Genomic DNA, 12,587 nt, shown 5'->3' on the forward strand with positions numbered 1-12,587 from the left:
CGAATGTGAGGCAGGTGGCAGGAACGAACTCAAGCATTCACGGCCACCCTGAGCTCGGCTTCCGAGGTGCGGTGCGGTCGGAACTCGCCAGTGAGCCGCCCCGCCCGCATGACCAGCACGCGATGGCTGTGGAAGAGCACCTCCGGAATCTCGTCGGAAATCATGATCACGGCGACGCCTTCCGCCGCCAGCCGCTTGACGATCTCGTAGATCCCGTCCTTAGCGCTGATATCGACCCCGACCGTGGGGCTGTCCAGGATGAGGACGCGCGGGTTGGTTGCCATCCATTTCGCCAGGACCACGCGCTGCTGGTTGCCCCCGGAGAGGGTCTTGACCGGATTCGCGGGGTCGGAAACCTTGATGCCGAGGTCCTGGATCCAGCGCCGCACGGTCTCGCGTTGCCGCTTCGGATCGATAAGGCCGAGGCGCCCCGCCAGGCGGTCGAGGACGGTCACCACGGTATTGGCCGATATCGACTGGTCGAGCACAAGGCCGAGGGTCAGGCGATCCTCGGAGACATACGCGACACCGTTCTCGATGGCCTCCCGGTTGGTGCGCATCGTGAGCGGCCGCCCTGCAATCCGAATGGTGCCCGAGTCCGCGGGGTTCATTCCGAAGAGAGACAGCGCAAGCTCCGTTCGCCCTGAGCCGAGAAGCCCCGTGATGCCGAGGATCTCGCCCTCGTGCACCCGCAGATCGACGTTCTCGTACTCGCCGCGCCGCGTGAGGCCCTCGACCTCCAGAACGACGGGTCGCCCGGTTAGGTCGATATCCCTCAGATCGTAGCGAAATTCCTTGCCGGTCATCAGCACGGCGAGCCGGTGGTCGTCCATTTCGGCTGCGTCGTAGGTTCCGACCTTGCGCCCGTCGCGCAGCACCGTGACGCGCTCGGCGACCTCCATCACCTCGTCCAGGCGGTGGCTCACGAAGACGACGCAGATGTTGCGCGACTTCAGCTCCCGGACAAGCGAGAGCAACGCGTCCACCTCGTGGCGGGTGAGCGATGCCGTTGGCTCATCCATGATGACGAGGCGTGCGTCCGCGGCCATGGCCCGGCAGATCGCAACGAGTTGCCGGTCTGCAATCGAGAGCGTCTCCACACGGGCATGCAGATCGAGGACGACGCCGATGCGCGCCATGGCGCTCCGTGCGGTCTCGTCGATCGCCCGCCAGTCCACGACCCGGGGCCGGCCGAGATGCCCGCTTACCGCAATGTTTTCGGCAACGGTGAGGTTCGGGAAGAGAGACAGGTCCTGATAGATCACCTGGACGCCAAGCCGGGTGCTCTCGACCGGGGTGAGCCGCGTGTGCTCGGTCCCCGCGATGACAATGCGACCGCCCGCTTCCGGTGGCTGCACGCCCGAGATGATCTTGATGAGCGTCGACTTGCCGGACCCGTTCTCGCCGACCAGGCAGTGGACTTCACCTGCCTCGAGCGTGAGGCAGATGTCCTCCAGCGCTCGGACACCCCCAAAGCGCTTTGAGATATGCTGCAGTTCGAGGAAGGCCATGGAGCGGATCCTTGGTGACCGTTACCAGCGCGGGTGTCTGCCCCGCGCTGGTCGCTCGCATCCGCGGTTTACAGGCCCTGGGCGATCAGGCCGTCCACCGTGTCCTTGTTGATGCGCATGATCTTGTCCACCTTGATCTGCCGCCCAGCGACATCGACTTCGGCCTTACCGAGACCGGGAATCTCGACCCCGTCCTTGATCTCCTTGCCGTCCGAAACGAGCTTGGCCACGGCCACCATGGCGTAGCCGGCGTCGGTCGGGTTCCAAAGGAATCCCTCGCGAATCGTGCCATCCATAATCAAAGGCTTGGCCTGGGAGGGGAGCACCGTGCCGACCACCGCGATCTTGCGCCCGAGCCGCTTCTCGCGCACCGCGTTGCCAGCCCCGATGGGACCATTCGACCCGAAGCCCAGGATGCCCTTGAGGTTGGGATAGGCCTTGATCACGTCCAGCGTGGTCCGGTAGCTGGTGTCGATCTCGTCCGCGCCGGGGAAACGGTCGGTGACGAGCTTCATCTTAGGGTAATGCTCTTTCTGATAGGCGATCGCCGCATCCGCCCATTTGTTGTGGAGCGGGGTCGTGAGCGTACCGACATAGACGACGTACTCGCCCTCTTCGCCCATCTCCTGCGCAAGGCGCTTCATCTGCTCCTCGCCGAACTTCTTGGAGTCGATGAGCTCCACGTTCCAGGTGCGGCCTTCCTGTTCGGGGCCTTCATGGGTGATGACGGGAATACCAGCGGCTTGGGCCCGCTTGAGCACGGGTTCAGTGACTTTCACGTCGAGAGGAACAAGGCCGATCACGGCAACCTTCTTGGCGATCAGATCCTCCAGCAGCTTCACCTGCTGGGCCGGATCGACGTTGGCGGGGCCGACCATGGAGGCGTTCATCCCAAAGTCCTGACCGCCCTTCTTGATCCCCTTCTCGACTGCGTTGAACCAAGGAATTCCGGCAATTTTGACGACCGCTACCATCTCCTTCTGGCTTTGGGCGAAAGCCGTCACAGGCACCGCGAGGAGCCCAGCGGCAACGACGGCACCGAACGTCGAGAGCAGTTCACGCTTGTTCATGGTTTTCCTCCCTCCAGGCCCTGAGGCCTGTATGCTTGTGTTTTTTGATTTTTCGGATCTCGGAGTGGGCCCGGGCCGCCCAGCCTGCCGGAAAGTGTAAAACGCGGGGCAATACCTCCTACGCGCGAGTGGCAGAACCCAAAAATAATACGTACCAGAGTCACCGCATGCGACAAATACCACGGGCGAGATATTTGGAATGAACGGGAGCGCAGGACTCGGCTATTTAGCATTATATTTCACTCTTGATTCGACAGGAGCCCCTCATGGCCGGGCCGATCGGGGTGCGGCGGTGCGCCTACAACCCCGCGATCATGCCTTCCTCGTCGAGCCGATCAGCCGCGAGGAGCCGGAGCATAAGGTTTCGTGGGGCAGGGTAGCGAACCTGTAGAAAGGCGCGTAATGGTGTTGTGTTGGCGGGCACCTGAAATTGATCCGGTGCTGGGTGCCCGGCAGATGATCATGCTCTCCAAGATGGCTCACACTGCGGCATTTGCGCTAATGTCTGAACGTTGGCATCGACCGGTGTGGCTTCGAGAGAACGCATGGAGTAGTCGCGATGGAAATCTCGGAGCAGGACAGTCAACCCGGTGATCCGGGTCAGCCGGAAGCCCGTCAGCCACTCTATCTCGCAGTCTACGGCTCACTGCGGGACGAAATCCAAGTCGGCAAATGGGAGATCGGTGCCTCCCTTCCGTCGGAGGCGGATCTGTCGGACCGGTTCCAGGTCAGCCGCATCACGACACGCCACGCACTCCGGCTGCTCGAAGCTGATGGTTACATCAGGAAGGCGCAATCGAGGCGCCCGGTCGTCACCGCCATGGCTCCTCCCCGTCGGGAAGGCTGGTTCATGGACTCCCTCGCCGACATCGTGGCGATGGTGGGCAATGCACGTCTCGACATCGGCAGTTGGAGGCTGGAACGCTCCGCTCCAGACGCGAGGGACTTCGAACTGCCGCTCGCAGCCCGACTCCACTGCCTGCGCGGGACGCTTTCGCGTAACGGGCGGCCCTATGCCCGATCGATCATCTATTTCCCACCGGAGGTCGGGGCACGGCTGTCCCGCGGCGCTTTCGACGACGCCGTGGTCTTTCGTGTGCTCCAGCGGGAACTGGGTATCCTCATCGAGGATGTAAGGATGACCGTTTGGGCGGAACTGGCTACGGAGGAGGATGCCCGCGATCTCAGGTGCGAGGTGGGCGACGCCATCTTGGCAACCCGATTGCTGTACCGTGACGAGAACGAGTCCCTCATCGAGATCGCCTACAGCCGCGCCCTCGCATCCGAGGCCCGATTGTCCACCCATTTGGTCACCTCGACGAGGGATTCTTGACAATTCCTTCGACAAAGGTTGTTATAACAAGTTGAGGGTATAACCCAGCCGCAAGCTCGGACGCCCTAGAGGGAAACGCCATGCAGGTCGGCCTCCAAGGGAAGGTCGCACTGGTGACTGGCGCGGCGCAAGGGATCGGCCGTTCCATAGCCGATACGCTGGCGCGAAACGGCGCGCGGGTCATCTATACGGACCTCGACTTCGATCGTGTGGCCGAGGCTGCACGCAGTTCAGCTCCGTGCAATGAAGGGCATCTCGCCTTCGCGATGAATGTCTCCGACGGCTCCGGCATCGACGCAACGGTAGCCGAGGCGGCAGAGGCCGCGGGCCGGATCGATATCCTCGTCAACAATGCCGGCATCGGCGTGAGAGCGGCAGACCGAAAGACCATCGACGAATTCCCGGTCGATACCTGGGAGGAGATGCTCAGGATCGATCTGACCGGTGTGTTCCGGGTCAGTCGCGCGGTCATTCCGCACATGAAGTCGCAGCGCTCCGGACGGATCATCAACATCGCATCCGTCCTAGGCCTCGTGCCGATGCGCCTTCAAAGCTCCTACGTGGCCGCGAAGGCAGGCGTTGTGAACCTGACCCGTTCGATGGCGCTCGAGCTGGCGCCTCATGGCATCCTGGTCAACGGGATCGCTCCGGGCTCGACGGCAACGGAAGGCTGGAAACGCTGGATCGGTGCCGCAGAAAGCGAGGAGCTCGACCTCCACGCGAGGCTGCTGTCGCATATCCCCCTGGGGAGGCCCGCCTCGACGCAGGAAATCGCGAATGGCGCGCTTTTCCTGGCGGCCCCGGAAAGCTCCTACATTACGGGGCATGTCCTTCCCATCGATGGCGGTTGGACCGCCGGCTTCGCGCGGGATTTCTGAACCATGGCGCAATTGCAGCGGAACATCGGTCGCGAAGAACTCAGCAACCGGCTTCCGCTGCCGGAGGGGCTCTCCGCCCAAGCGATGCTTGATCTCTACAGGAGCATGGTCCTCCTGAGGAAGTTCGAGCTGGCAGCGCAGGTCGCGTGCCGCACCGGAGAGACGCCTGGCTTCCTCCACCTTTATGTGGGCCAGGAGGCGACTGCCTCTGGCATCTGCGCTCACCTGCGGCCGACCGACTGGATCACGTCCACGCATCGCGGCCATGGGCATGCGCTGGCGAAGGGCATGGATCCGAGCGTGCTCATGGCGGAGCTCTATGGGAAGCACGACGGGTGCTGCGGCGGCCGCGGCGGCACCATGCACCTGTACGATCCGACGATCGGACTCTTCGGGACGAATGGTCTGGTGGGAGGAGGGATTCCCTCGGCGGTCGGGGCTGCCATCAGCGCCAAGTATCGGGGCACGCGGGACGTCTCGGTCGCCTTCTTCGGGGACGGAGCGACCAATCATGCCGCCTTCCATGAAGCGCTGAACTTCGCCGGGGTGAGGCGGGCTCCCGTCGTGCTGGTCTGCGAGAACAATCTCTATGCGACGGCAACCGCGCTCTCGTCGGTCACCCTCAACCCCGAGATCGCGAGCCGGGCGGCTGCCTATGGCATTCCAGGCATCGCCGTCGACGGCAACGACGTGATAGCGGTCTGGCAGGCGGCCCGCGACGCGGTGGAGCGCGCCCGAAACGGACATGGGCCGACGCTCATCGAGGCGAAAACCTACCGCACCGTCGGCCATCACGAGGGCGATCCCGTGATCGGCATTTACCGGACCCAGGAGGAGGTGGACGAGTGGACAAGGCGGTGTCCGGTCGAGACCTTCAGGCGCCGGATCGTGGAGGACTACGCGATCGTCACGGGACGTGAGCTCGACCGGATCGACGCTTCCGTCGACGCCTCGGTCATGGCTGCCATCGACTATGCCCGCCGGTCGCCCGCACCGGAGCCGGAGACCTATTCGCTTCACGTCTTCGCGGATCCGATCAACCCGACCGAGGCGACGGCAGCGATGCCCCGAGGCCGTCCCACGGTCGAGACGGGGTGGCTCGACGCCGTCAGGGACGGAATCGCCGAGGAGATGCGTCGCAACCGCGACCTGATCTATTTCGGGGAGGGGACCGGCGAGCGCGGGGGCACCTTTGCGCACACCAAAGGATTGTACCAGGAATTCGGCGGGGATCGCATGGTCGACACGCCGATCTCGGAACTCGGCTTCACCGGCGCGGCGCTCGGGGCGTCCGCCACGGGCACTCGCTGCATCGCGGATCTCATGTTCGCGGACTTCCTGTTCGAGGCGGCCGGACAGATCGTCCTGCAGGCAGCGAAACTGCGCTACATGTCGAACGGCCAGATGCAGGCTCCCATGGTCGTTCGCGTCGGCGCAGGAGCGGTTCGGTCGGCAGGCCCGCACCACTCGGGCACCTACCATCCGGTCTGGGCGCACGTTCCGGGGCTCGTCGTCTGCCTTCCTTCAACGCCTGCCGATGCCAAGGGGCTGATGAAGACGGCCCTCAGGGCGCGCGATCCAGTCATCATGCTGGAGACGAAGGCATTGTTCTCGTCGAAGGGTCCTGTGCCGCAAGGCGAGCATTTCGTGCCCTTCGGGCTCGCCCGAATTGCCCGGAAGGGGACTGACCTCACCATCGCCAGCGCCGGGCAACTCGTAATCAAGTCACTTGAGGCCGCCGACATCCTGGCCGAGGACGGCATCTCCGTTGAAGTCATCGATTTGCGAACGATTCAACCGCTGGACGTGGAAACCGTGGCCGACAGCGTCAGGCGCACCCATCGCCTTCTCGTCGTGGACGAGGCCTATGCAATGTTCGGGGTCGGCGCCGAGCTCGGCCAATCCATGAACGAACTCTGCTTCGATCATCTGGACGCGCCCGTCGCCCGTCTTCACACGGCGCCCGTGACTCACCCCTTCGCGCCGTCTCTCGAAGGCGCCATGCTCGTATCGACGGATCGCATTGTCGCCGCTGCGAGGAGGCTTCTGCGCGGTGAGGTCGATCCCATCGACCGGGCGGGCCGGTTTGCCGCTGCCGGACGTGGGGCGGCAGAGGAGGTCGATCATCTCCCGGTTCGTCAAACCCGGCCTCATGTCGAAGCTGTGGCGCCCATGCGCGGCACTATCGAAGGTATTCCGATCACGATGCCCTTCGGCGACCTGACGGTCAATGAAGGCAAGCTCGTCAAATGGTACCGCCGTCTCGGGGACAGCGTCGCTCAGGGCGATCATGTAGCGGATATCGAGACGGACAAGGCTGTCGTCGAGATCGAATCCCCCGCCAGCGGAGTTCTCGCCGAGATAATGGCGGCGGATGGGGCGACGGTGGCCATGGGATCTCCCATCGGGATCGTTCGGGAGGCGAGCTGATGCGCATATTGCTGTCTCAATTCAGGTATCCCGATGATCGACTCGAGCGGCAGACGTTAGGCCGCGAAGGCGAACTCATCGTGCAAACCGGCAGCGGTGGCGCGTGGTCCACAATGCCGGACGATGTGCGTGCGAGCATCGATGGCATCATTCACTCTCCCCCGGGCACGGACGTGGATGGCCGCCCCTCGGACTACCCAAACGCCAGGGCGCTTGTCCGATCCGGGGTCGGGTATGACGGGCTGGACCTTGAGGCCTGGGGCCGCAACGGCACGGCCGTCTTCAACGTACCGGATTACGGCACCTCGGAAGTCGCCGATCACGCGATCGGTCTGATGCTGGCACTCACCCGGGGGGTGGTGACCTACAACGATGCCATACGCGCCGACCCGGCGACCGGTTGGACGCAGGGCATCGCGCCTGCCGTTCGCCGGCTGAGGGACGCCGTTTTCGGGATCGTGGGTCTTGGCCGCATCGGGTTGGCCGCTGCGATGCGGGCCCGCTCCTTCGGCATGCGGATCGCCTTCTACGATCCGTACCTTCCATCCGGCATGGAGATCGCCGTCGGGGCGCAGCGATGCGCCAGCCTCCATGAGTTGATGGCGATCTCCGACGTCGTCAGCATCCACGCGCCCTCGAGCGAGGCGACTCGTGGTCTTATCGGCGCAGAGGCGCTGGCGCACGCAAAACCCGATCTTATCCTGATCAACACCGCACGCGGCTCGATCGTCGATCTCGACGCGTTGCACGACGCTCTCAGGACGGGGCGGATCATGGCCGCCGGGCTTGACGTCCTGTCGAAGGAGCCGGCGGACCCTGCGCATCCGCTGATCGACGCCTGGCGCCGCAGAGACGAGTGGTTGTCAGGGCGTTTGGTGCTCACGCCTCATGCCGCCTTCTATTCGCCTTCATCCGTCATCGACATGCGTGTGAAGAGCATGGAGACCGTCCTCCGGCACCTCCGCAGCGGAGACCTCGCCAACTGCGTCAACAGGGAGTTTCTCGTGCGCCGCCCGGCGCGAAACGGGGAAGAATGAACAAGACCTCGTACGAGCCCGAGCGTCCGGGCAGCGGCAAGCGGAAAGGTGACCCATTGAACTATACGTTCCAGTTTGGCACCGTGCTGGACCACTTTCCGGACCTGCTCGCCGGAGCCGTGCTGACGATCCGCTTGTCCGCGCTCACGATGGTCTTCGGATTGTTCATCGGCATGCTGTGCGCGGTGGCCAAAGCCTATGGGCCACGACCGTTCCGGTGGTTGGCGACGTTCTACATCGAACTCATCCGTAACACGCCATTCCTGATCCAGCTCTACTTCGTGTTCTTCGCGCTTCCTCACCTAGGGGTGCGCCTCAGTCCCAACAACTCCGCCCTGCTCGCGATGGTGATCAACCTCGGCGCCTACTCGGCCGAGATCGTGAGGGCCGGAGTCGAGTCCATCCCACACGGCCAGATCGAGGCTGGACGGGCTCTCGGACTCAAGCGGTTGCAAATCATCCGCTTCTTGATCCTGTTCCCGGCCCTGAAGGCGGTCTACCCTGCACTCACGAGCCAGTTCATTCTCGTCCTCCTCGGGTCGAGCATCGTCTCCGCCATTGCCGCGGACGAGCTCACTGCCGTCGCGAATACCCTCAACTCGCAGACATTCCGGAGCTTCGAGATCTACACGATCGTGGCCCTGATGTACGTGGCGATCGTGTTCGGGTTCAGGGCTATATTCACGTCGATCTACGCCTACGCCTTCGCGAGGCGCGGATGAGTTCGAGAGGCATGGACATTGCTGAGAACTTTCACTCTCCACGAGGTTTGGATTCTCGTCCTCGCAGCCCGATGGACGATCGCCTTGTCGCTCGCAGCGTTCGCCGGCGGAGGAGCGGTCGGTTTGATCCTCGCCATTGCACGGATCTCGCCGTTCAAAGCGCTGCGATACATCGCGTCCGGCACTATCCAATTCGTGCAGGCGATACCGGCGCTCATGCTCCTGCTCCTGTTCTACTACGGCCTGAACCTGTTTGGTATCCGGATCGACGCATGGACCGCGGCGGTGCTCGCATTCACTCTGTCCACAAGCGCCTTCCTGGCGGAGATCTGGCGCGGCTGCCTTCAGGCCGTTCCAGCGGGACAATGGGATGCGGCCCGATCGCTCGGGCTGAACTTCCCGAAAGCCCTGATCCTGGTGATCATCCCACAGGCGGTTCGGATGGCCCTGCCGCCGACGGTCGGTTACATGGTGCAGGTCGTGAAGGGAACCTCTCTCGCGGCTCTGATCGGCTTCACGGAACTCGCGAAGGCCGGCGCCCAGATCAACACCATCACCTTCGAGCCCGTTCTCGTCTTCGGAACGGTCGCTGGCATCTACTTTCTGATTTGCTGGCCCCTGTCGCTGCTCAGCGGCTATCTCGAACGGCAACTGAAGGTTGGTCACGTGAACGTCCAGGCCATGTGACCAAGCGCGATACGGCTGGCGGGCGAGGGAAGTCCGCGTGCGACGTATGACCGTCACAACGGCGGTCTGAAAAGGAGGGAGGAGACCATGGCTATGCGAGGAATCATGAAGTCCCTGCTTGCGCTGACGGCATTCGCGATCGTCGGCTTGTCCACGATACCGGGAGAAGCCCAGACCGTCGATGAGATCATCAAGCGCGGCAAGGTCGTCATCGCCATCGATACGACGGTGCCGCCTTACGGCATGCTCGACACCAACAACCAGCCGACCGGTATCGACGTCGAAGTGGCGAATCTTATCGGCAGGAATCTCAAGGTTCCCGTCGAGTTCGTCACGGTGAATTCGCCCGGGCGTATTCCCGCGCTGCTCAGCAACCGTGTCGACATGGTGGTCGCGATCTTCTCGATCACGGCGGAACGGGCCCTTCAGGTGTCGTTCTCGATCCCGTATGCGGGACAGTCGGCCGTCCTCATCGCGCCCAAGACGAGCAGCATCAAAGGCCCGGACGACCTCAAGACGCTGAAAGTCGGCGTCACGCGCGGCGCGCTGGAGGACGGCGCCCTCACGCAAATGAACCCAGCCGGCATGAACCTGCTTCGTTTCGATGACGGACCCTCGGTTGCACAGGCCATGCTGTCCGGCCAGATTGACGCCATGGGCGGCGGAGATTACGGCGAGATCTATCTCCGAAAAGGTGCCAAGGGTGAAGAATACGAGCAGAAATTTCCCTTGAGAGCGGCCCATTTCGGAATCGGTATCCGCCGGGGCAATCCCGATCTGCTGCAATGGCTGAACACATTCGTCTATCAGATCAAGAACAGCGGCGAACTGGATGCGATCTCCCGCAAGTTCCGCAATGGCCAGCCTATGATTCCGCTGCCGGTGTTCTAGATTTCCTGAACCAGCAGGGATGCCGTTCATCCGGCATCCCCCGTCGAACGCGCTATGCCTCTGAGGAGAGCCGATGAGTTCCGCTTCCGCTGCGATGATCGTCCCGCCGGATAGGCTTCGGGACATCGTCGTCACGATTTTTTCGGCAGCCGGATCGACCGATCGGGAAGCGCGACTCGTCGCCGATCACCTCGTCGAGGCGAACCTGCGCGGTCACGATTCCCACGGGGTCGGCATGATCCCCGCTTACATCGCCAATGCACTCGACGGCAGCCTGGTCCTTAATCAGACGTTGTCGATCGCCGTGGACAGCGGCCCGTTCGTCATTTGCGACGGCGGCTCAGGCGTCGGTCAGGTTATGGCCCGCGATGCGATGGAGGCTGGGATCGAACGGGCGGCGCAGACCGGCGCCTGCATCGTGGGGCTGCGGAATTCGCATCACATCGGCCGCATCGGTCACTGGGCTGAGCAATGCGCTACAGCCGGCCTCATCTCCATCCATTTCGTCAATGTCGTCAGTACCCCGGCGGTCGCGCCGTTCGGGGGCACCAAGGCGCGGGTCGGCACCAATCCGTTCGCGGTCGGAATCCCGCGGGCCGGCAAGCCCCCTATCGTGGTCGATTTCGCGACAAGCCGCCTTGCGGCCGGGAAGGTCCAGGTCGCCCTCAACAAAGGTGTTTCCATTCCAGAAGGAGCCTTGCTGGACGCCGGCGGCCACCCAACGACTGATCCATCCGACCTGTTCACGGACCCGCCGGGCGCCCTCGTGCCTTTTGGGGAGCACAAGGGCTGGGGACTGTCCGTTGCCTGCGAACTCCTCGGCGCGGCACTGATCGGCGGCAAGACTCAATCGGGTCCAAAACGGGGCAACGGTATCATCAACTCCATGCTGTCCATCCTCGTCTCCCCGGACCGCCTCGGCACGAGGGCGAGCCTGGACGATGAGACAAACGCGTTCGTCTCATGGGTTCGGTCGGAGGCAACCCGCGCCTCGGCAATCCTCATGCCGGGCGACCCGGAGCGGGAAACCCGGCAGTGGCGCAAGGCTCACGGAATCCCGATCGATGCGAGGACCTGGGACGAGATCGGGGCGGCAGCCAAATCCGTGGGCGTGCCAAGACTTGACTGATCGGACGGATCGGCAACACGGAATCCCGCTTTTCCGGCTCTGAGACGGTTTTTCCTTCGAAGCGAAGATTCTGGAGCCTCGGACGTGAAAAGTGGACACCACTTTTGGGATCCATCCGAGGCGCCTTCTCTTGACCGGCGCATCGGAAGAGACGGACCCAGCGGGCCGCTGGGTCCGTCCGATGCGCTAGGTGAGTTTCTGATTCCGGCATCGACGGGAGATCGGGATCGATCTGTCTGTACGCGAGGTGCTGGCGAGGATCATCACCGTTCCAGAGGTGTCAAAACCTTCTAAAATGAGAAGTGTTGCCAGCGCCTGCTCACGGCGACGCTGTGGCTGAATGGGCGAATGTGCCCGGCCTGCGGCTGTCGCCGCTCCAGCGCATCGATGGGCCGAGAGAACGGGAAGCGGGCCCGCCCCGGGCTGTGCCTGGGTCGAGCGACCGAATACAGTGCGGCGCCTCGCAAAGGCGGATTGATCGAAGGATCGCTGCCGTCGAGGCGAGCTGGAACTGCCAAGACCGATGCGCTGCCGTATGGACGCGTCTCAAGCCCTCGTCGGGAAAGGCTTGGACTTGGGAACCTATCGCTTAGGAGCTTTTCGGGCTGCGCTCTCCATCCCCTGCGGGTTCTGCTCGGCTCCCTCCCGGAGCACCTTCGCGGCAGCGTCCTGTTCCTGCTCCAGAGGCGCGGAGATGGGCGCAGTGTCGCCGCGAGCTTCGAGACCTTGCTCCTGGGGCTTCCGGCTCCCCGCCTTCGCGGCGGATTTCAGGGAGCGTAGAGCCTCTGGCTGTTGACCATCCTGCATGCGATCAGGCATCGGGCGAACTCCTCCTAGGCAGCTTCGTCGCCATTCCCTAGCGCATCGTACGGACGAGAAGGACCTGACGATGCGCCGCT

General features: G+C 63.4%; 11 protein-coding genes. 8 read left to right on the forward strand and 3 right to left on the reverse strand.

The features are described 5' to 3' along the window. Nucleotides 1-29 precede the first annotated feature (29 nt). Complete coding sequence (locus OCW50_RS14395; protein ID WP_262268807.1) at nucleotides 30-1,511, reverse strand: sugar ABC transporter ATP-binding protein; 1,482 nt, start codon at nucleotides 1,509-1,511, stop codon at nucleotides 30-32. A gap of 68 nt (nucleotides 1,512-1,579) precedes the next feature. Further along, the gene (locus OCW50_RS14400) at nucleotides 1,580-2,566 is read right to left on the reverse strand and encodes an autoinducer 2 ABC transporter substrate-binding protein (RefSeq protein ID WP_373371404.1); all 987 of its coding nucleotides are present in this window, start codon (nucleotides 2,564-2,566) and stop codon (nucleotides 1,580-1,582) included. Between the two features lie 574 nt (nucleotides 2,567-3,140). Between OCW50_RS14400 and OCW50_RS14405 the strand changes: the two genes are divergently transcribed. The 8 genes from OCW50_RS14405 (at nucleotide 3,141) to OCW50_RS14440 (ending at nucleotide 11,688) form a co-directional block, all read left to right on the forward strand. Continuing rightward, nucleotides 3,141-3,914, forward strand: coding sequence for a GntR family transcriptional regulator (locus tag OCW50_RS14405; RefSeq protein ID WP_262298035.1), 774 nt, complete (start codon nucleotides 3,141-3,143; stop codon nucleotides 3,912-3,914). Nucleotides 3,915-3,994: 80 nt separating this feature from the next. Then, nucleotides 3,995-4,792, forward strand: a complete 798-nt coding sequence (locus OCW50_RS14410) for an SDR family NAD(P)-dependent oxidoreductase (RefSeq protein ID WP_262298036.1) — start codon at nucleotides 3,995-3,997, stop codon at nucleotides 4,790-4,792. A gap of 3 nt (nucleotides 4,793-4,795) precedes the next feature. After that, the gene (locus tag OCW50_RS14415; protein ID WP_262298037.1) at nucleotides 4,796-7,222 is read left to right on the forward strand and encodes a thiamine pyrophosphate-dependent enzyme; all 2,427 of its coding nucleotides are present in this window, start codon (nucleotides 4,796-4,798) and stop codon (nucleotides 7,220-7,222) included. A gap of 113 nt (nucleotides 7,223-7,335) precedes the next feature. After that, nucleotides 7,336-8,259: a C-terminal binding protein gene (locus tag OCW50_RS14420; protein WP_262298038.1), complete on the forward strand. Its 924-nt coding sequence runs from the start codon at nucleotides 7,336-7,338 to the stop codon at nucleotides 8,257-8,259. Further along, nucleotides 8,256-8,981: an amino acid ABC transporter permease gene (locus tag OCW50_RS14425; protein ID WP_262298039.1), complete on the forward strand. Its 726-nt coding sequence runs from the start codon at nucleotides 8,256-8,258 to the stop codon at nucleotides 8,979-8,981. The genes OCW50_RS14420 and OCW50_RS14425 overlap by 4 nt, the downstream gene beginning before the upstream one ends. 18 nt (nucleotides 8,982-8,999) lie before the next feature. Beyond that, nucleotides 9,000-9,668: an amino acid ABC transporter permease gene (locus OCW50_RS14430; protein WP_373371396.1), complete on the forward strand. Its 669-nt coding sequence runs from the start codon at nucleotides 9,000-9,002 to the stop codon at nucleotides 9,666-9,668. An 87-nt stretch (nucleotides 9,669-9,755) separates the two neighbouring features. After that, a complete protein-coding gene (locus OCW50_RS14435) occupies nucleotides 9,756-10,559 on the forward strand; it encodes a transporter substrate-binding domain-containing protein (protein ID WP_262298040.1) in 804 nt (267 codons plus the stop codon). A gap of 73 nt (nucleotides 10,560-10,632) precedes the next feature. After that, nucleotides 10,633-11,688, forward strand: a complete 1,056-nt coding sequence (locus OCW50_RS14440) for a malate/lactate/ureidoglycolate dehydrogenase (protein ID WP_262298041.1) — start codon at nucleotides 10,633-10,635, stop codon at nucleotides 11,686-11,688. A gap of 582 nt (nucleotides 11,689-12,270) precedes the next feature. Here OCW50_RS14440 and OCW50_RS14445 read toward each other — a convergent pair. Beyond that, complete coding sequence (locus OCW50_RS14445) at nucleotides 12,271-12,507, reverse strand: hypothetical protein (protein ID WP_262268798.1); 237 nt, start codon at nucleotides 12,505-12,507, stop codon at nucleotides 12,271-12,273. Between the last annotated feature and the right edge of the window lie 80 nt (nucleotides 12,508-12,587).

The organism is Microvirga sesbaniae (assembly GCF_025460805.1).
In the GTDB taxonomy this organism is placed as follows: Bacteria; Pseudomonadota; Alphaproteobacteria; order Rhizobiales; family Beijerinckiaceae; genus Microvirga; species Microvirga sesbaniae.